We start from the raw sequence: 18,832 nt of genomic DNA on the forward strand, positions 1-18,832 counted from the left end.
AAGAAGGAAGCGTAATGAGTCAGGATAAGATCGATATCAAAGATGTGACTCCCAAAACCTTTAACCCTAAAACCCACAAGACTAAAGGGGATAGGTTTAACCCAAGCAATCGAATCTATGTTCGTGAAAGTAAAGGGACGTTTCAAAAACTTCGTCGTTACGGCGGCTGGTTTTTATTGCTATTTTTTACCCTCATTCCGTGGATTCCTTATGGTGAACGTCAAGCTATTTTGCTTGATATCGGCAATCAACAATTTAACTTTTTTGGCACCACGCTTTATCCGCAAGATCTTACCTTGCTTGCCCTACTGTTCATGATCGCTGCTTTTGGCCTATTTTTCCTCACCACCTTCCTAGGTCGTGTTTGGTGTGGCTATCTTTGTCCGCAAACGGTGTGGACCTTCATGTATATCTGGTTTGAAGAAAAACTCGAAGGCAGCGCCAACAAACGCCGTAAGCAAGACTCTGGCAAGATCACTGGCAATCTCGCCATGCGCAAAGGCGCTAAACACCTTGCATGGTGGGCAATTGCACTGGCAACCGGATTTACCTTTACTGGCTACTTTGTGCCAATTAAAGACTTAGTGATCAGTTTCTTCACCTTTAACGCCGAATTCTGGCCCGTATTTTGGGTTCTGTTTTTCGCCATTTGTACCTACGCTAATGCTGGCTGGATGCGTTCCATCATGTGTATCCACATGTGCCCATACGCTCGTTTCCAGTCAGCGATGTTTGATAAAGATACCTTCATTGTTGGTTACGACAGCAAACGGGGTGAAACTCGCGGCCCACGCTCACGTAAAGCCGATCCGAAAGCACTTGGCTTAGGTGACTGTATCGACTGTGATCTCTGTGTTCAGGTTTGCCCGACGGGCATCGACATTCGTGATGGCTTGCAATACGAGTGTATCAACTGTGGCGCGTGTATTGATGCTTGTGACAAAACCATGGATCGCATGGGCTATGAAAAAGGCCTCATCAGCTACACCACTGAGCACCGTTTATCCGGGAAACATACTAAGGTCGCACGACCTAAACTGCTGGGTTATGGTGCGATATTGCTGGTGATGATTGGACTGTTTTTCGTTCAGCTTGCCAGTGTCGACCCTGCAGGTTTAAGTGTACTACGCGATCGCAATCAGTTGTTTAGAGTCAATGGCTTAGGCGAAGTCGAAAATACCTACACACTGAAAATTATCAACAAGACTCAGCAAGAGCAGCAGTATACACTCAGCGTTAAAGGACTCAGCGATGCCTCTTGGTATGGCAAACAAACAGTGCAGGTTGATCCGGGCGAGGTCCTAAACCTCCCAATGAGCTTAGGTGTAAACCCAGATAAACTCAGCTCTCCTGTTGCGACAATTCAGTTTATACTGTCCGATAGCGAAGACTTCACGATTGAAGTAGAAAGCCGCTTTATTAAAAAGCTTTAGGCGCTCTACTCACTAATATGGAAAGAGGCTCAGCAATGAGCCTCTTTTATTTTATGACACAACAAGCATTTAACTTTGACGCCCTGACTCCAGATTTTATGTGGTACGCACTCGAAAGTGTCGGGATTCGTGCCGAGTCTGGCTTCTTGGCTCTCAATAGTTACGAAAATCGCGTTTATCAGTTTAGTGATGAAGAGCGTCAGCGTTATGTGGTTAAGTTCTACCGCCCCGAACGTTGGAGCCAAGCACAAATCCAAGAAGAACATGATTTCACCCTCGAGTTACTTGAATCGGAGATCCCCGTAGCGCCGCCAGTGGTGATTAATGGTCAAACTCTGCACCAATATCAAGGTTACTTATTTGCGCTATTTGCCAGTGTTGGCGGACGACAGTTTGAAGTAGACAACCTAGAGCAACTCGAAGGTGTCGGACGCTTTTTAGGTCGAATTCACAAGGTTGGTTCAAAGCAAACCTTTCAGCATCGCCCTACGTTAGGGCTAGAAGAGTATCTCTATCAACCACGTAAATTGCTTGAGCAGTCGCAATTTATTCCGCTGCACCTTGAGAATGCTTTTTTCAATGATCTCGACCTACTGATCAAATCATTAGAGAACCATTGGCAAGGCAACGTAGCAATGCTGCGTCTTCATGGTGATTGTCACCCAGGCAATATTTTGTGGCGCGATGGGCCGATGTTTGTCGACCTTGATGATTCTCGCAACGGTCCGGCCATCCAAGACCTATGGATGCTATTGAGTGGCGAACGATCGGAAAAACTCATGCAGCTCGACATTATCTTAGAGGCCTACCAAGAGTTTAATGACTTCAACAGTAATGAATTGAAACTAATTGAGCCTTTGCGTGGTCTACGTATGGTGCACTATATGGCATGGTTAGCAAAAAGGTGGCAAGATCCTGCTTTTCCTCTCGCCTTCCCTTGGTTTAATGATCCAAAATACTGGGAGAGTCAAGTCCTCGCTTTCAAAGAGCAGATTTCTGCGCTGGACGAACCACCTCTTTCACTTATGCCGCAGTGGTAAATGAATCGACAACATGGAGTCAATAATGAAAAAGCTGTTTGCACTGGTCGCCACACTAATGTTGAGCCTGTCGGCTCACGCCGCTCAATTTTCTGAAGGTGAACACTACACAGTACTTAACCTAGAAGCTGCTAAAAAACCTATCGTGACAGAGTTTTTCTCTTTCTACTGTCCACACTGTAATGCTTTCGAACCTATCGTCCAGCAGCTCAAAGCCCAATTACCTGAAGATGTCAAATTCCAAAAAAACCATGTCTCTTTTATGGGCGGTAATATGGGTGAATCGATGAGCAAAGCCTACGCGACTATGGTGGCTTTAAAAGTCGAGGACAAAATGACACCAGTGATGTTTAACCGTATTCACAATATGCGTAAAGCGCCTAAGGACGATGCAGAACTGCGTCAGATCTTTATTGATGAAGGTGTCGACGCGAAGAAATTCGATGCTGCATTTAAAGGCTTTGCGGTTGACTCTATGGTTCGCCGTTTCGACAAGCAGTTTAAAGACAGTGGCTTAAAAGGGGTTCCAGCCGTTGTTGTCAACAACAAGTACCTTGTCGAAGGAAGCAAACTACGCACGGTTGATGAATACTTTGCACTCGTCGACTACTTGCTGACATTGAAATAATCGTAACTAGAAGGGGGAGCAGAGGCTCCCCTTTGTGATCAATTGCTCCAAACTATTTAGCTTGATAGATGCGCTTTAAGCGCTCATCCTTTTGCTGCCAAATATCCCCCAACCATTGCTGGAACTGACGCTTATAAGGCTTGTCATTGAAGTAATCCCCTTGCACCTGATCGTCAACAGGCAACACTTGAGTGCGCACTACAATCTTAGTCATGCGCCCCATCAGCATATCTTTAAATGGCATATCCGTGTTACCAGGGTAAGCCAACGTGACATCAATGATATTTTCAAACTGATCCCCCATTGCCGCCAGCGTATACGCTATCCCACCCGTTTTAGGCTGAAGTAGGTATTGATAGTTGGCTTTGCTAGAGCGCTTTTTCTCTTCCGTAAAACGCGTCCCTTCAACATAGTTCACCACGGTTGTCGGAGCATGCTTAAACTTAGCGCACGAACGGCGAGTCGTTGCAAGATCTTGACCACGCTTCTCTGGGTGGCGAATAAGATATTCTCGCGAGTAGCGGCGCATAAATGGCATATCTAACGCCCAACAAGCCATACCAATAAACGGCACGTACAAAAGCTGTTGTTTGAGGAAAAACTTCGGCATAGGTATGCGATCTTTAAACACACAGCACAATACAACAATATCGGTCCAGCTTAAGTGGTTGCTGATCATTAAGTACCAACCATCCTTTTTAAGCTCTTCCCCACCTTGAATATCCCACTCAACGGGGTTGGAAATATTAAGAATCGCCGCGTTGACGGTTGCCCACAGCCACATAATTTTATTGGCAAGTTGGGTTCCCTTTGACTTAAGCACTGCGCTTGGCAGAACAAATTTAAAGACGGCAACAATACAGATCGCGATCGAACAGACGGCGGAGTTTAATATCACCAAACTAACATTTAGAACGAGCAGTAAATATGCCAACATACGCTTAATATTTGAGATCTAATTAAAAATTGATAACTATTCGTTTAGGAATAATAAAACGGCGTGTAATTATACAAGCCATTCGAAAGTTTGAAACTAATCTAGCTATGGTCAGAGTTGTTCGAAACACTTAGACCTTTTCCGCGTCAGTCGTTCGGCTTATGCCAAGGAGAAAACGCAATGAAGACCATCCCGACACTTGTTGCTTTCGCTGTGATGAGTTCAAGTTCTGTCAGCGCAAAACTCGCCAGTTCCGCCGGCTTGAGTGGTGAGATATCGCTCAGCGCTGGCTACATTTCGTCAACCTCTAGCTTTAACACCGATACCGATGCCAGGATCAGTGACAATACTCAAAAAGGCGCGAGTGATAGCAAGGTATTAGCTTTGCCGCTAGGAAAGCTTGCCTTTACCTTTGGCCGTCAGCTTGATAAACAGATTTACCTTGGAACGTCACGTGAAGATATTGCCATCGGTACATTAGCGCTAGAAGTGGGCTATAAGCAACAACTGGCCAATGGAACAGTGATTGATGCCTCTTTGCTGCCAACCATTATGTCGGGTGAAACTTGGGCCGATCCATTCCAAGAAGACACCGCCCGCAGTGTCACCAATGAGAAAGGCAACGCTTACCGACTTAAATTTAGCAACATTGCCAACTCGGGATTGAGTTTAGATACCGCTTACGCTGTCAAAGATATTGAGAATGAGCAGTCTGGCGGCTACAACGCGAATATCAATAACGACCTCCTTAAGCGCGACGCCAACTCTTTATATGTCAAAGGTAGCTTCCGTTTTCCGCTTAATCGCCGCACATTCCTCGTTCCTTCGCTAATCTATATCAACACCGACGCGGATGGGGAGGCAAACTCCCTGACATCTTGGGGTAGTGAACTGTCACTATTCACAGCCATTGAGCGCCACCAGCTTGCACTAACAGCAGGTTATAGCGGACAAAGCTACGATGCGTCTCACCCTGTTTACAACCAGACTCGTGAAGATGAACAATGGAAATTGTTCGCCGCGTATGAGTTTAACCAATTGATGGGATGGCAGAACTTGTCACTGATCTCATTTGCTGGCTACGGCCAAACGGATTCCAACATCGATTTTTACTACCAACAACAACTGATTTTATCCGCTGGTATCAATTACAAATTCTAACCCCATAGCCCGCAACGTGCGGGCTTATTTAGACCGCCTGCGCCGTTAGCTGACGCAGTAATCTATCCATCGCGCGATATCCGAGCGCTTCGGCAATATGACTGCGCTCGATCTGTTGTGCGCCCTCCAAATCGGCAATGGTTCTCGCCACCTTGATGATCCTATGATAAGCACGTATCGACAGACCAAGTTGATGCAGAGCCGTTTCCAAAAACTGCGCGTCTTGCTTATGTAACGGGCAATAACGCTCTATTTCTCGGCTCCCCAGTAATGCATTGACTTTGCTTGCTCGCGACAGCATTTTTTCTCGTGCAACGACTACGCGCTCGCGCACAACTTGAGTTGATTCACCTCGCTCACCTCCTTCAGCTAATGTCCCTTTAGGTAAAGCGGGGATTTCTAATGACATATCAAAGCGGTCTAACAGCGGGCCCGATAAACGGCTCAAATAACGCAAAATTGTTTGTGGGTTAACCCGAGAATGGTTACCTTCGTAGTACCCTGTCGGACTGGGATTCAACGCCCCAACTAACTGGAAACGTGCGGGAAAGCGTGTCTTTCCTTGCGCTCGTGAGATGATGATTTCACCAGACTCCAAAGGTTCGCGCAGCGAGTCGAGCACTTTGCGCTCAAATTCAGGCATTTCGTCAAGAAACAGTAAACCGTTATGTGCCAGTGAAATCTCTCCGGGACGAGGAATCGAACCACCACCAACTAACGCGGCCATTGAGCTAGAGTGATGTGGCGCGCGAAATGGGCGTTGTTTCCAGTTATGGGCATTGATCTCTTGCTGAGTCAATGAGGCAACCGAGGCTGACTCTAGCGCTTCCCTATCGGACATTTCTGGCAATAAATCGCACAAACGCGAGGCTAACATGGTTTTGCCGGTACCAGGTGGGCCAAGGAAAAGTAAGTTGTGATTCCCTGCGGCGGCTATCTCTAACGCTCTTTTGCCTTGCTGTTGGCCAATGATATCTTGCAAGTCACGCTTAAGTTCAGGCGTTGTTAGCTGATGAGCTGTTTGATGCAATGAGAGTGACTGTTGGCCACACAGGTCGGCGCACACCTCAAGCAGGCTTTGAGCTGACTTATGTTGTTCGGCGCCCACCAAAGCCGCTTGATCACCATTATTGTGTGGTACCACCAAGCTGCGTTTGGCTCGATTAGCGGCTAAGGCGGCAGGTAGAACCCCTTTAACTCGTCGCAACTCACCTGACAAAGCCAGCTCGCCAATGAACTCTTGATGGTTAAGATCATTGACAGGAATTTGCTCCGAAGCTGCAAGAATTCCCAAGGCAATCGGCAGATCGAAACGTCCACCCTCCTTAGGCAAATCCGCGGGGGCCAAATTGACCGTGATCCGTTTCGCCGGAAACTCAAAACGAGAGTTGATGATCGCGCTACGAACTCTGTCACGCGACTCTTTGACCGTCGTCTCTGGTAAACCCACCAGAGTAAACCCTGGCATACCATTACTAATATGCACCTCGACCGTCACTTGAGGCGCTTCGACTCCAACACACGCACGGCTATGTATTATGGCTAATCCCATCGCACGCTCTCTTTTTGCCTAGACATTATTTATCCCTCTGATAGTTGGCCTATTTCGTTATCAAGGATGTTATATAGCTTGGCGAGTTGCTGAGTGAATGTGAAAAAAGAATGAGTTTTTGCTTGTCATCTGGCGGAATTGTATGTTACCACTAGAGACGCAAACATTTTCGTGTCTAATTAGACACAAATAACTAAAGAAATAATAATGAACTTTAACGCCCGCTTTAACGCACTGATTTCCCTGATTATCGTGGTCATTATTGACACCGCGCGGGGTAGAGTGGGCGAAAGATAACCACAGATTCAAAAAAACCCCCGCACTGAAAAGTCCGGGGGTTTTTTACAATTAGTACGCTGAAAAATTGGCAGACAATAAATTAAAGCTCAAACCAGAGCCGTAGGAAGAATGGGAGCGCACATGACGTGCAACATAACACAACAGCAAATGATGCCTAGAGGGGGTTCACAATGACAGGTGCCGAGTTAGTCGTTGCCGCCCTTAAGCAGCAAGGAATTAAAACTGTATTTGGTTACCCCGGTGGAGCCATTATGCCAATCTATGATGCCCTGTATGATGGCGGTGTCGAACACATCCTCTGTCGTCATGAACAAGGCGCTGCTATGGCCGCGATCGGCATGGCACGTTCGACTCAAGACGTTGCCGTCTGTATGGCGACATCAGGGCCTGGCGCAACAAACTTAGTGACAGGTCTAGCAGACGCCTTCATGGATTCTATCCCACTCGTCGCGATTACCGGTCAGGTTGCCAGTTCACACATAGGTACTGATGCTTTCCAAGAGATCGACGTGATTGGTATGTCACTGGCATGTACTAAACACAGCTACCTAGTGACCGACATTAATGAACTCGCCCCAACCCTTGCCGAAGCATTTGAAGTAGCAAAAACCGGCCGCCCAGGCCCAGTCATTGTCGATATTGCAAAAGATGTTCAATTGGGCCAAGCCCCAGTAACCCTTCTTCCTCCATTTTCACCGCCAGCGATGCCTGTGGCGAGCCAAGATGACATTACCAAGGCGCAAACCCTGTTGTCGCAAAGTTCTCGCCCAGTATTTTACGTTGGTGGTGGTGTTCAGCTTGGTCATGCAACCGACGCAGTGCGTGAGTTCCTACGCTTAAATCCTATGCCTTCTGTAAGCACGCTGAAAGGGCTTGGCACAATTGAGCGTCATGACCCTCACTACTTAGGTATGCTAGGTATGCACGGCACAAAAGCAGCCAACCTAGTGGTGCAAGAGTGTGATTTGCTGATTGCTGTTGGCGCGCGCTTTGATGACCGTGTGACGGGTAAGCTGGACACCTTTGCCCCTAACGCCAAAGTGATTCATATCGATATCGATGCGGCAGAAATTCACAAGCTACGAACTGCTAATGCTCCGGTGCGCGGTGAGATCCCAGCAGTACTGCCACAGCTAGAACTAACCCAAGACATCACACCTTGGGTTAAGCACAGTGAAAGTTTACGTAGTGGATTTAAGTGGCGTTACGATCACCCAGGCGATCTTATCTATGCGCCGGGTCTGCTCAAACAGCTCTCTGATCTCATGCCTGACACATCGATTATCTCTACCGACGTTGGTCAACATCAGATGTGGGCCGCACAACACATTCAGCCGCGTGAGCCACAAAACTTCATTACCTCTGCAGGCTTAGGCACAATGGGCTTTGGTCTTCCGGCTGCCATGGGCGCATCTGTTGCTCGCCCAGATGACCAATCAATTCTAATTACTGGCGATGGTTCGTTTATGATGAACATCCAAGAATTAGGCACACTGAAACGTCGCCAAATTCCAGTCAAGGTCGTACTGCTAAACAACCAACGTTTGGGTATGGTACGCCAATGGCAATCGCTGTTTTTTGATGGTCGCCACAGTGAAACTATTTTGGATGACAACCCAGATTTTGTGATGCTAGCCAAAGCGTTCGATATTCCTGGTAAGACCATTACCAAGAAAGAAGAAGTTGAGCCTGCACTGAAAGAAATGCTAGAAAGTAAAACGTCATACCTACTTCATGTTTTAATCGACGAAGAAGAAAACGTATGGCCACTTGTACCACCTGGTGCATCAAACAATGACATGCTGGAGAACACCTAACATGGAAAGATATCTAATCGACATTAAAGCGGATGATAAACCTGTATTGTTAGAGCGTGTTCTTCGTGTGGTACGCCATCGCGGTTTTATTGTTAAGCAAGTTGCTGGAACACAGAACCACGAAAGCAAAGTCGCCAGTGTTGAAATCATCGTTGACAGTGATCGCCCAATTTCGTTTCTCACTAATCAAATCGAGAAACTGTGGGATGTACGCACTGTTGAAGTCACGCAAATTGCGAATGACGAACTCCCAAATAACAACCTACAACAAAAAATTTGTGCATAAGGAAGGCAATAATGGCTACAAAAACAGCAGATTACATTTGGTTTAACGGTGAAATGGTTCCTTGGGCTGAAGCCAATGTGCATGTTTTGACTCATGCGATGCACTACGGTACTTCTGTCTTTGAAGGCGTACGCTGCTACAACACACCAAACGGACCAATTGTCTTCCGCCATTTAGAGCACGCTAAGCGACTAAAAGATTCAGCGAAAATTTATCGCTTCCCAATCCCTTACACGATTGAAGAGATTATGGAAGCGACACGTGAGACTATCCGTCAGAATAAGCTCGACAGCGCTTATATTCGTCCACTGGGTTTTGTTGGCAATGTTGGCCTAGGCGTATGCCCACCAGTGGATACTGAAATGGATCTGATTATTGCCGCCTTCCCTTGGGGTTCTTACCTAGGTGAAGAAGCGCTTGAGAAAGGCGTTGATGCAATGATTTCAAGCTGGAACCGCGCAGCACCAAATACCATCCCAACCGCAGCGAAAGCAGGCGGCAACTACCTATCTTCACTACTGGTTGGTGGTGAAGCACGTCGCCACGGCTATGATGAAGGTATTGCCCTTAGCGTCGATGGTTACCTCTCTGAAGGTGCTGGCGAAAACATCTTTGTCATCAAAGATGGCGTGATCACAACACCACCAGCAACCAGTGCCATTCTTCCTGGTATTACTCGTGATTCAATCATGACTTTAGCGCGTGACAAAGGTTATGAAGTGCGTGAAGCCAACATTGCCCGTGAAGCGCTTTACCTCGCAGACGAAGTGTTTATGACAGGCACTGCAGCAGAAGTCGTTCCTGTTGCAACCGTTGATAAGATTGAAGTGGGTAGCGGCAAACGTGGCCCTATCACCAAAGAACTCCAAGAAACTTACTTCGGCCTATTCAATGGCACGACTGAAGACAAATGGGGTTGGTTGGATTACGTATACCCTCAAGATGCAAACCAATAACCGCACCGGCAAAATAAGGAAGTAAGCTAATGCCTAAATATAGATCCGCTACCACAACTCATGGCCGAAATATGGCCGGTGCTCGCGCGCTTTGGCGCGCAACGGGTGTTAAAGACGAAGATTTTGGTAAACCTATCATCGCCGTTGTTAACTCGTTCACGCAGTTTGTTCCAGGCCATGTCCATCTCAAAGATATGGGCCAATTGGTTGCGCGCGAAATCGAGAAAGCGGGCGGTATCGCCAAAGAATTCAACACCATTGCTGTCGATGACGGTATCGCAATGGGCCACGGTGGCATGCTCTACTCACTGCCATCACGTGAACTGATTGCCGATTCTGTCGAGTACATGGTCAACGCACACTGTGCCGATGCCATGGTATGTATCTCGAACTGTGACAAAATCACACCGGGAATGCTGATGGCATCAATGCGCCTTAACATTCCGGTCATTTTTGTCTCAGGCGGTCCAATGGAAGCAGGTAAAACTAAGCTTTCAGACCAAATTATCAAGCTTGACCTTGTTGATGCGATGATCCAAGGCGCCGATCCAAAAGTGTCTGACGAACAAAGTGAGCAAATTGAACGCAGTGCATGTCCAACTTGTGGCTCATGTTCGGGTATGTTTACCGCCAACTCAATGAACTGTCTAACAGAAGCGCTGGGGCTTTCTCAGCCAGGCAACGGTTCAATGCTGGCAACACACGCAGACCGTGAAGCGCTATTCATTAACGCGGGTAAACGTATCGTAGAGCTAACACGTCGTTACTACGAGCAAGATGACGAGTCAGCACTGCCGCGCAACATTGCGACCTTTGATGCGTTTGAAAACGCGATGGCACTCGATATCGCGATGGGCGGGTCAACCAACACCATTCTGCACTTACTCGCGGCTGCGCAAGAAGGTGAAATCGATTTCGATATGGAAGATATCGACCGACTATCTCGCCAAGTGCCTCATCTATGTAAAGTGGCACCATCGACGCAGAAATATCATATGGAAGACGTTCACCGTGCTGGCGGTGTTATGGCGATTCTGGGTGAACTAGACCGTGCAGGCCTGCTGCACAATCAAACTCGTACTGTTCTTGGCCTATCAATGAAAGAGCAACTGGCTCAGTACGACATCATGCAGACAGAAGATGAAGAAGTACTGAAGTTCTTCCGCGCTGGCCCTGCAGGTATCCGCACTACCAAGGCGTTCTCACAAGACTGTCGCTGGGACCGTCTTGATGATGACCGTAAAGAAGGTTGTATCCGCGCCAAAGACAACGCGTTCAGCCAAGAAGGTGGCCTAGCGGTACTGTCAGGCAACATAGCATTAGACGGTTGTATCGTTAAAACGGCAGGTGTCGATGAAAGCATCCATAAGTTCACTGGCCCAGCGGTGGTATTTGAAAGCCAAGAAGACGCTGTAGAAGGCATCTTGGGTGGCAAGGTAAAAGCGGGTGATGTGGTGGTAATTCGCTATGAAGGGCCGAAAGGTGGTCCGGGCATGCAAGAAATGCTTTACCCAACCACTTACCTAAAATCTATGGGCCTAGGCAAAGAGTGTGCACTGCTTACAGATGGCCGCTTCTCGGGTGGTACATCGGGCCTGTCTATTGGTCACGCTTCACCAGAAGCTGCTAACGGTGGCGCGATTGGTTTGGTAAAACAAGGCGACCTGATCGCGATTGATATTCCAAACCGTTCTATTTCTTTACAAGTTTCAGAGCAAGAGCTTGCAGAGCGCCGTGCAAAACAAGACGAGTTAGGCTGGAAACCAGTTGACCGTCAACGTGAAGTTTCATTTGCACTAAAAGCTTACGCAAGTATGGCGACCAGTGCTGACAAAGGTGCAGTACGAGACAAATCTAAGCTAGAGGGCTAGCTTATGACGGTGACGAAACAAACTGGCGCAGATTATCTGCGCCAGATCTTAAGAGCTCCGGTCTACGAAGTAGCTACGGTAACACCACTGCAAGATATGCCGCGCTTAACGGCACGCATTGGTAACAACGTGCAGATCAAGCGTGAAGATCGCCAGCCTGTCCACTCGTTTAAGTTGCGCGGCGCATACAACATGGTCGCCAGTCTTAACGAACAACAAAAAGCAGCAGGTGTCATTGCTGCGTCTGCGGGCAACCACGCCCAAGGTATGGCGCTCTCTGGCACTAAATTAGGCATCAAAACCACCATAGTGATGCCCAAAACCACGCCTGACATCAAGGTCGATGCTGTACGCGGATTTGGCGGCAACGTAGTCCTGCATGGCAGTAACTTTGATGAAGCAAAAGCCGAAGCTGAGCGTTTGTCACAAGAGTGCGGCTATACCTTTGTTCCGCCATTCGATCATCCATTGGTGATCGCGGGCCAAGGTACTATTGGTATGGAAATGCTGCAGCAAAATGGTCATTTGGACCATATTTTCGTTCCTGTTGGCGGTGGCGGACTCGCGGCTGGCGTTGCGGTGTTAGTCAAACAACTCATGCCAGAGATCAAAGTAATCGCTGTCGAGCCCGAAGATTCTGCCTGCCTAAAAGCGGCTTTAGATGCGGGTGAGCCTGTGGTGCTAGATCAAGTCAGCATGTTTGCCGATGGTGTTGCGGTTAAACGCATTGGTGAAGAGACTTTCCGTTTATGTCAAAAGTACATTGATGGTCACATCGCGGTATCCAGTGATGAAATCTGCGCGGCAGTCAAAGATATCTTCGAAGACACCCGAGCAATCGCAGAGCCTTCAGGTGCGTTGGCGCTCGCTGGACTTAAAAAGTACGCCGAGCAGCAGCAGCTTAAAGACTGCAACCTAGGCACCGTTCTCTCTGGGGCTAATACCAACTTCCACGGTTTACGTTACGTATCGGAACGTTGTGAATTAGGTGAAAAGCGCGAAGGTTTACTTGCGGTGACGATTCCTGAACGTCAAGGTGCATTCTTTGAGTTTTGTAACTTGATTGGAGGACGTGCCGTCACTGAGTTTAACTACCGCTATAACGACGACGCGCTGGCTAATATCTTTGTTGGTGTCCGCCTACAAGGAGGCCAAGAAGAACTGGAACACATCATTCATGACCTACGAGAAGGTGGCTACCCAGTGGTGGACTTGTCTGATGATGAAATGGCGAAACTGCACATACGCTACATGATTGGTGGGAAACCATCTAAGCCACTCAAGGAGCGCTTGTACAGCTTTGAGTTCCCAGAATACCCAGGCGCACTGCTTAAGTTCTTAAGCACACTCGGTACTCATTGGAATATTAGCTTGTTCAACTACCGCAATCACGGCGCTGATTATGGTCGTGTGCTGTGTGGTTTTGAGTTGGACGAGTCCGATTTATCGCGCTTCTCTGCTCATCTGCGCGAACTCGGCTATCAATGCAAGGATGAAACCGACAATCCGTCATACAAGTTCTTCCTTTCCTAATGCCATATAAGCCCTTAACTCGTTCGATTAAGGGCTTTTTATTTTCCCGCCACCCACAACTCATTCAACGACAACACTTTGGTAAAATGCGTGATATGCATAGATATAATGCTAAAGTTTCATTTTTGTCATACAGAATATCAGTCTACACTCTACTGAGTTTTTAATTTGCAGCCCTACCTCGGAGACCCGCATGTTTAACGCACTGATTCTAAATCAAGAAGACAAACGTACTATCGCAACCATCGAACAGATCGACGAAACACAGCTACCGCAAGGTGATGTATTGATTGATGTTGATTACTCATCATTGAACTATAAAGACGGGTTAGCGATTACGGGCAAAGGTAAAATCGTGCGTAACTTCCCTATGGTACCGGGCATCGACCTTGCGGGTACTGTCGTAAGCTCTGAAGATCAACGCTACCAGGCAGGCGATAAAGTGGTCCTAACTGGTTGGGGGGTCGGTGAAAACCACTGGGGCGGTATGGCACAACGTGCGCGTTTAAAAGCTGATTGGCTAGTCCCCCTACCAAAAGGGCTAGACAGTAAAAAAGCCATGATGATCGGCACTGCTGGTTTCACAGGTATGCTATGTGTACAGGCGCTGCTTGATGCAGGTGTAAAACCTCAAGATGGTGAAGTTGTGGTTACTGGCGCAAGTGGTGGTGTAGGTTCTGTCGCGGTAACTCTATTGGCTGCGCTTGGGTATAAGGTTGCGGCAGTGACTGGTCGTGTTGAACAAAATGGGCCGCTACTCGAAAAACTTGGCGCGAGTCGTATTATCGACCGCGTTGAATTTGAACAGCCAGCTCGCCCACTAGAAAAACAACTCTGGGCGGGCGCGGTAGACACTGTTGGTAGTAAGGTGCTGGCGAAAGTGCTAGCTCAAATGGATTACAACAGCGCGGTTGCCGCCTGTGGACTGGCTGGTGGATTTGACCTACCAACCACAGTAATGCCGTTCATTTTACGTAATGTTCGCTTACAAGGTGTTGACTCTGTGATGTGCCCAACCGAAAAACGTATCGCCGCATGGGAAAAATTGGTCGAATTGCTACCTGAAAGCTACTTTGAACAAGCGTGTACTGAAGTTGAACTCGCTCAAGCAGCGAAATACGCTGAAGACATCACTAACGGCCAAGTAACTGGTCGTGTGGTGATCAAACTTTAATTCTATTGAGCAATAAAAAGAGTCGGCGCCTGTAATGCTGACTCTTTTGTTTTTGTCATTCAGATTCTAATTCAAGCCAATATCTTCAATCCGCTTGGCAATCAAACGCCCACACTCTTCCTTAACGATTGATCTCAGCCACTCTTGTGCTGGTGAGTGCTCACAGCGTGGATGCCAAATCATCGAGTAATCAAACGGGGTGAACTGGAAAGGCAATGGCTTGATGACTAAGTCATACCGTTCAGCCACCAAGTAAGCTAAGTCCGCTGGAACGGTGATAATTAATGGCATGGTATCAACTATCGCTAGCGCCGCTTCTAAGTGATAAGCACGCAACACCATCTTACGTTGAGGTTGATCAACCAGCGCCCCTTCAATAAGTGCTTTGACACCATCACTGATCGCTATCATCGCATGGGGATAGTTTAAGTAGTCTTGCAAACTAAGCTCACTATCCGCTAATGGGTGCTGCTTTGAGAGTAAACATAGTACCCCGACCCGCCCGAGAATCTCACTGCGCAGCGGTTCAACTGGGCCACTAGGGCGGCATATCGCCAAGTCGGCTCCTTCATAAGTCAGTTGAACCGCCAATCTATCATGCTGAAGCGGCAAAAAATTAAACGCCACATTAGGCGCTTCTTGGTAAATACGTGGCAACGCAAACGGCAAAATGGTTTGCATCGCGTAATCTGTGGTAGCGATATTAAACGTCTGTGCACAACTGAGTGGTTCAAATTCTAGCGGCGATAACACCTGACGCAAAGACTCCAGAGGGTCACCTAAACTGCGATCAATTTCGAGCGCTTTTTCTGTCGGTATCAGTTGTTGACCTTGACGAGTAAACAAGGGATCACCGAGCATATCGCGCAAGCGCCCCAATACCCGACTCATGGCAGATTGACTGAGATTAAGACGACTGGCGGCTTTACTGACACTGCACTCTTCAATCAGTACACGCAGCGCAACGAACAAATTGAGATCGCGTCGATAAATGTCTTCTAATTCCACGCTTTAACCAGATAAATTAGATGGGATTGTTTCATTGTAGCTTTTTCAGGCAAAAAAAATCCCGCTTTTCAGCGGGGAAGCCCAAGAAAACTGGGGATAGTGTCGGAATGTAGTTGAGCGTAGTGATAAATAACGAATTGCAGTTGGAAGGGCTACAGTTCGTTTTCTTGTTCTTCAGATGCGCTCGGCCAGCGATGCATCTCAAGCCAGATCCCTACCACCGTCGCACCCATACCAAGCAATGGCATAAACGACGACGATTCTGTTGGTGACCGCAAAACAAGAGCACAGAAAGAGATAAAACACAGCACGGAATAGATAGTAAGACGATCTAACGCTGTCAGCATATTTGCTCTCCCGCTTTAAATGTTACCAACTTGTTAACTAAGTTAAAACAAAATGATCGCTTTGCCAAGGGGTTATTGAATATTTTTTCTTCACTAGTATTATCTAGGCCAAACTGAGTAACCAAAGATACGACCATGACATTCAATCCAGAACAGGCAACCAAAACATTAGAGGCACAAGGATTACGCTGCCCAGAGCCAGTGATGATGGTCAGGAAGACAATTCGTACTATGCAAGATGGTGAGGTGCTATTGGTGAAAGCCGATGACCCATCAACCACACGTGACATCCCAAGCTTTTGCCGCTTTATGGACCACCAGCTAATTGATTCGCAAACCGAACAATTGCCTTATCAGTACTTGATTAAGAAAGGGATGGCGTAATCACTCGCCACAAAAGAGAAACGGCAGCCATATCGGCTGCCGTTTTTTATTCATCATATTCTAAAGTGCGCACTTCAGATTGAAGTTGAGTGATCTGCTTTTTCATCGCTCGCATCTCTTCATGCATCGGGATGATATGCGCGACGCGAATCCAAGCTTCGACAGTCAAACCAGTTAAGATAAACGAACCTGCCACTATAGGTAACCACATATCCGTGAGCACCATGGCTAACAAACATAATGCTAAGCCAAAGGTGAACATGTAACTCTGACTTTGTGGCGTCATTCCCATATAACGTGTAAGCATAACTTTGCCCTCTCGCTATCATTGATAAAGTTAAATTACCATGACAAGTGTGACACGAATATGTCAGCGATCACGACTTAGGACAAACTTTAGTCACGACAAACTGTCCACACATTCGTGGTTATTTAATGATAGTTAAGCTCATATTCGCGACATTTTGTTAGAAAACCATCGCGCCAACCGCTAAGGCAACAAACAGTAATGCGGTAATTTTTCGGATCAGATTCAGTGGCATCTTATCTGCCGACAATTTACCTATCAGCACCACTGGCACGTTAGCAAGCAACATCCCAATCGTCGTACCTAAGATTACCCAAGAAAGCGCATCTGGGTATTGCGCACCAAGAATGGACGTTGCGATCTGAGTTTTATCGCCCACCTCAGCAATAAAAAATGCAATAAAGCTGGCGATAAATGGGCCTCGATTCGAGATCTGCTCATCTTCGTCAAGTTTGTCTGGGATCAGAACCCAGCCTGCCATGGCAAGAAAGCTTACCACCAGCACCCATTTCAATATCTCGGGCGATAGATAATCGGCAACCACCACGCCTAGCCACGCCGCCAAAGCATGATTGGCAATGGTTGCCAGAAAGATGGCAGCAATAATAGGTACCGGCTTGCGGTATCGGCTTGCTAGAAGAAGAGATAATAATTGAGTTTTATCACCGATTTCCGCCAATGCGACGGTGGTGATAGAAATTGCTAAAACGCTCACGACATGCTCTTACGGGGCGAGGATAATAATTTTAACCAAAGACAAACCTCATGCCCCACCCCGGTTCATGATGATTTGTCTAAGGTCTTGCTAAACGCGATCACCATTATTGTGATTGATTTGATCCCGTCTCGAACGCCATGATGATTTTGCATCAATTATGTTGACGAACGAACCTAACACCCCAGTGTTGGTGATTAGGTAAGCTACTCCCCAAAGACGGCGGAATTCTAACCATCTCTGCAGCGATTCTCAAGCGCAAAACTGCAAATAAACTCCCTTTTAGGAAAATTGAGACGTATAAGCCAATAAAATTCCACTAAAGGAGAATTTTGCTGAGGAATTAATCTAGATTAGCTCTACTCCCGTGCTCAATATCTCGCTATACTTGATTGTTATTTTTTCTCAATTTTAGACACAACTTTCACTTAAAGAATTGCGCGAATTACTATGCAAAAATACGATATCAAAACCTTCCAGGGAATGATCCTCGCGCTGCAGGATTACTGGGCACAGAACGGTTGTACTATTGTACAGCCTCTAGATATGGAAGTAGGTGCTGGCACCTCTCACCCAATGACATGTCTACGTGCACTTGGCCCAGAGCCAATGTCGACAGCTTACGTTCAACCTTCACGTCGTCCGACCGATGGTCGTTACGGTGAAAACCCGAACCGTCTGCAGCACTATTATCAGTTCCAAGTAGCTCTAAAGCCTTCTCCAGACAATATTCAGGAGTTGTACCTAGGCTCGCTTGAAGTTCTTGGTATCGACCCGCTAGTTCACGATATTCGTTTCGTTGAAGACAACTGGGAAAACCCAACTCTAGGCGCATGGGGTCTTGGTTGGGAAGTATGGCTAAACGGTATGGAAGTGACTCAGTTTACTTACTTCCAGCAAGTTGGCGGCCTTGAGTGTAAGCCAGTTACTGGTGAGATCACTTACGGTATCGAACGTCTAGCAATGTACATCCAAGAAGTGGACTCTGTTTACGATCTTGTATGGAACGTGGCACCAGACGGCTCTAACGTAACTTACGGTGATATTTTCCACCAAAACGAAGTTGAGCAATCCACCTACAACTTTGAGCACGCTGACGTTGATTTCCTATTTAGCTTCTTCGACCAGTGTGAAAAAGAATCAAAAGAACTACTAGAGCTAGAGAAACCTCTACCTCTACCTGCTTACGAGCGTATCCTGAAAGCGGCTCACGCCTTCAACTTGTTAGACGCACGTAAAGCTATCTCGGTAACAGAGCGCCAACGTTACATCCTTCGTATCCGCAACCTGACTAAGTCGGTTGCAGAAGCATACTACGCATCACGTGAAGCACTAGGCTTCCCAATGTGCCGTACTCAAGATGCAAAGAGCGAGGAGAAGTAA

General features: G+C 47.2%; 18 protein-coding genes. 12 read left to right on the forward strand and 6 right to left on the reverse strand.

Features of this window, described 5'->3' with window-relative positions; all coding sequences use genetic code 11:
* Positions 1-14: 14 nt before the first annotated feature.
* Genes ccoG through TW81_RS12930 form a run of 3 tightly spaced genes read left to right on the forward strand, consistent with a single transcriptional unit; the run spans position 15 to position 3,101 of the window.
* Positions 15-1,433: a cytochrome c oxidase accessory protein CcoG gene (gene ccoG, locus TW81_RS12920; RefSeq protein WP_045956146.1), complete on the forward strand. Its 1,419-nt coding sequence runs from the start codon at positions 15-17 to the stop codon at positions 1,431-1,433.
* A 53-nt stretch (positions 1,434-1,486) separates the two neighbouring features.
* Positions 1,487-2,473, forward strand: a complete 987-nt coding sequence (locus TW81_RS12925) for a serine/threonine protein kinase (protein ID WP_045956199.1) — start codon at positions 1,487-1,489, stop codon at positions 2,471-2,473.
* A gap of 25 nt (positions 2,474-2,498) precedes the next feature.
* Positions 2,499-3,101 (forward strand): thiol:disulfide interchange protein DsbA/DsbL, encoded by a 603-nt coding sequence (locus tag TW81_RS12930; RefSeq protein WP_045956147.1) that lies wholly within the window; start codon positions 2,499-2,501, stop codon positions 3,099-3,101.
* A 52-nt stretch (positions 3,102-3,153) separates the two neighbouring features.
* Here TW81_RS12930 and TW81_RS12935 read toward each other — a convergent pair whose 3' ends face one another.
* Positions 3,154-4,038 carry an acyltransferase gene (locus TW81_RS12935; RefSeq protein ID WP_045956148.1) on the reverse strand — a complete coding sequence of 295 codons (885 nt, stop codon included), beginning with the start codon at positions 4,036-4,038 and terminating at the stop codon, positions 3,154-3,156.
* Positions 4,039-4,218: 180 nt separating this feature from the next.
* On the opposite strand from TW81_RS12935, the gene TW81_RS12940 reads away from it, so the two are divergent.
* A complete protein-coding gene (locus TW81_RS12940) occupies positions 4,219-5,199 on the forward strand; it encodes a DUF2860 domain-containing protein (RefSeq protein ID WP_045956149.1) in 981 nt (326 codons plus the stop codon).
* 28 nt (positions 5,200-5,227) lie between these two features.
* Here the strand turns inward: TW81_RS12940 and TW81_RS12945 are convergent, their stop codons facing one another.
* Complete coding sequence (locus TW81_RS12945) at positions 5,228-6,751, reverse strand: YifB family Mg chelatase-like AAA ATPase (protein ID WP_045956150.1); 1,524 nt, start codon at positions 6,749-6,751, stop codon at positions 5,228-5,230.
* A gap of 470 nt (positions 6,752-7,221) precedes the next feature.
* On the opposite strand from TW81_RS12945, the gene ilvG reads away from it, so the two are divergent.
* The 6 genes from ilvG (at position 7,222) to acuI (ending at position 14,688) form a co-directional block, all read left to right on the forward strand.
* Complete coding sequence (gene ilvG, locus TW81_RS12950; protein WP_045956151.1) at positions 7,222-8,868, forward strand: acetolactate synthase 2 catalytic subunit; 1,647 nt, start codon at positions 7,222-7,224, stop codon at positions 8,866-8,868.
* 1 nt (position 8,869) lies between these two features.
* Entirely contained in the window at positions 8,870-9,154 is a 285-nt protein-coding gene (ilvM, locus tag TW81_RS12955; RefSeq protein ID WP_045956152.1) for an acetolactate synthase 2 small subunit, read from the forward strand.
* A gap of 11 nt (positions 9,155-9,165) precedes the next feature.
* Complete coding sequence (gene ilvE, locus TW81_RS12960) at positions 9,166-10,110, forward strand: branched-chain-amino-acid transaminase (RefSeq protein WP_045956153.1); 945 nt, start codon at positions 9,166-9,168, stop codon at positions 10,108-10,110.
* A gap of 29 nt (positions 10,111-10,139) precedes the next feature.
* Entirely contained in the window at positions 10,140-11,981 is a 1,842-nt protein-coding gene (ilvD, locus tag TW81_RS12965; RefSeq protein WP_045956154.1) for a dihydroxy-acid dehydratase, read from the forward strand.
* 3 nt (positions 11,982-11,984) lie between these two features.
* Positions 11,985-13,514, forward strand: coding sequence for a threonine ammonia-lyase, biosynthetic (gene ilvA, locus TW81_RS12970; protein WP_045956155.1), 1,530 nt, complete (start codon positions 11,985-11,987; stop codon positions 13,512-13,514).
* 193 nt (positions 13,515-13,707) lie between these two features.
* Complete coding sequence (gene acuI, locus TW81_RS12975) at positions 13,708-14,688, forward strand: acrylyl-CoA reductase (NADPH) (protein WP_045956156.1); 981 nt, start codon at positions 13,708-13,710, stop codon at positions 14,686-14,688.
* 66 nt (positions 14,689-14,754) lie between these two features.
* Here the strand turns inward: acuI and TW81_RS12980 are convergent, their stop codons facing one another.
* Complete coding sequence (locus tag TW81_RS12980; protein ID WP_045956157.1) at positions 14,755-15,696, reverse strand: LysR family transcriptional regulator; 942 nt, start codon at positions 15,694-15,696, stop codon at positions 14,755-14,757.
* Positions 15,697-15,848: 152 nt separating this feature from the next.
* Positions 15,849-16,043, reverse strand: coding sequence for a hypothetical protein (locus TW81_RS12985; RefSeq protein ID WP_045956158.1), 195 nt, complete (start codon positions 16,041-16,043; stop codon positions 15,849-15,851).
* A 135-nt stretch (positions 16,044-16,178) separates the two neighbouring features.
* On the opposite strand from TW81_RS12985, the gene tusA reads away from it, so the two are divergent.
* The gene (gene tusA, locus TW81_RS12990) at positions 16,179-16,427 is read left to right on the forward strand and encodes a sulfurtransferase TusA (protein ID WP_045956159.1); all 249 of its coding nucleotides are present in this window, start codon (positions 16,179-16,181) and stop codon (positions 16,425-16,427) included.
* A gap of 46 nt (positions 16,428-16,473) precedes the next feature.
* On the opposite strand, the gene TW81_RS12995 is transcribed toward tusA, so the two are convergent.
* Together TW81_RS12995 and TW81_RS13000 are read right to left on the reverse strand one after the other, a co-directional pair.
* Positions 16,474-16,734 (reverse strand): hypothetical protein, encoded by a 261-nt coding sequence (locus tag TW81_RS12995; RefSeq protein ID WP_045956160.1) that lies wholly within the window; start codon positions 16,732-16,734, stop codon positions 16,474-16,476.
* A 160-nt stretch (positions 16,735-16,894) separates the two neighbouring features.
* Positions 16,895-17,449, reverse strand: coding sequence for a TMEM165/GDT1 family protein (locus tag TW81_RS13000; RefSeq protein ID WP_045956161.1), 555 nt, complete (start codon positions 17,447-17,449; stop codon positions 16,895-16,897).
* 450 nt (positions 17,450-17,899) lie between these two features.
* Between TW81_RS13000 and glyQ the strand changes: the two genes are divergently transcribed.
* Complete coding sequence (glyQ, locus tag TW81_RS13005; protein ID WP_045956162.1) at positions 17,900-18,832, forward strand: glycine--tRNA ligase subunit alpha; 933 nt, start codon at positions 17,900-17,902, stop codon at positions 18,830-18,832.

Origin of the sequence: Vibrio galatheae (genome assembly GCF_000967545.1) — a bacterium.
Taxonomy (GTDB): Bacteria; Pseudomonadota; Gammaproteobacteria; order Enterobacterales; family Vibrionaceae; genus Vibrio; species Vibrio galatheae.

Excerpts from the sequence above, each read along its gene's own strand:
- ccoG (WP_045956146.1), top strand. The coding sequence starts at position 15 with ATGAGTCAGGATAAGATCGATATCAAAGATGTGACTCCCAAAACCTTT.
- TW81_RS12925 (WP_045956199.1), top strand. The coding sequence starts at position 1,487 with ATGACACAACAAGCATTTAACTTTGACGCCCTGACTCCAGATTTTATG.
- TW81_RS12930 (WP_045956147.1), top strand. The coding sequence starts at position 2,499 with ATGAAAAAGCTGTTTGCACTGGTCGCCACACTAATGTTGAGCCTGTCG.
- TW81_RS12935 (WP_045956148.1), bottom strand. The coding sequence starts at position 4,038 with ATGTTGGCATATTTACTGCTCGTTCTAAATGTTAGTTTGGTGATATTA.
- TW81_RS12940 (WP_045956149.1), top strand. The coding sequence starts at position 4,219 with ATGAAGACCATCCCGACACTTGTTGCTTTCGCTGTGATGAGTTCAAGT.
- TW81_RS12945 (WP_045956150.1), bottom strand. The coding sequence starts at position 6,751 with ATGGGATTAGCCATAATACATAGCCGTGCGTGTGTTGGAGTCGAAGCG.
- ilvG (WP_045956151.1), top strand. The coding sequence starts at position 7,222 with ATGACAGGTGCCGAGTTAGTCGTTGCCGCCCTTAAGCAGCAAGGAATT.
- ilvM (WP_045956152.1), top strand. The coding sequence starts at position 8,870 with ATGGAAAGATATCTAATCGACATTAAAGCGGATGATAAACCTGTATTG.
- ilvE (WP_045956153.1), top strand. The coding sequence starts at position 9,166 with ATGGCTACAAAAACAGCAGATTACATTTGGTTTAACGGTGAAATGGTT.
- ilvD (WP_045956154.1), top strand. The coding sequence starts at position 10,140 with ATGCCTAAATATAGATCCGCTACCACAACTCATGGCCGAAATATGGCC.
- ilvA (WP_045956155.1), top strand. The coding sequence starts at position 11,985 with ATGACGGTGACGAAACAAACTGGCGCAGATTATCTGCGCCAGATCTTA.
- acuI (WP_045956156.1), top strand. The coding sequence starts at position 13,708 with ATGTTTAACGCACTGATTCTAAATCAAGAAGACAAACGTACTATCGCA.
- TW81_RS12985 (WP_045956158.1), bottom strand. The coding sequence starts at position 16,043 with ATGCTGACAGCGTTAGATCGTCTTACTATCTATTCCGTGCTGTGTTTT.
- tusA (WP_045956159.1), top strand. The coding sequence starts at position 16,179 with ATGACATTCAATCCAGAACAGGCAACCAAAACATTAGAGGCACAAGGA.
- TW81_RS12995 (WP_045956160.1), bottom strand. The coding sequence starts at position 16,734 with ATGCTTACACGTTATATGGGAATGACGCCACAAAGTCAGAGTTACATG.
- glyQ (WP_045956162.1), top strand. The coding sequence starts at position 17,900 with ATGCAAAAATACGATATCAAAACCTTCCAGGGAATGATCCTCGCGCTG.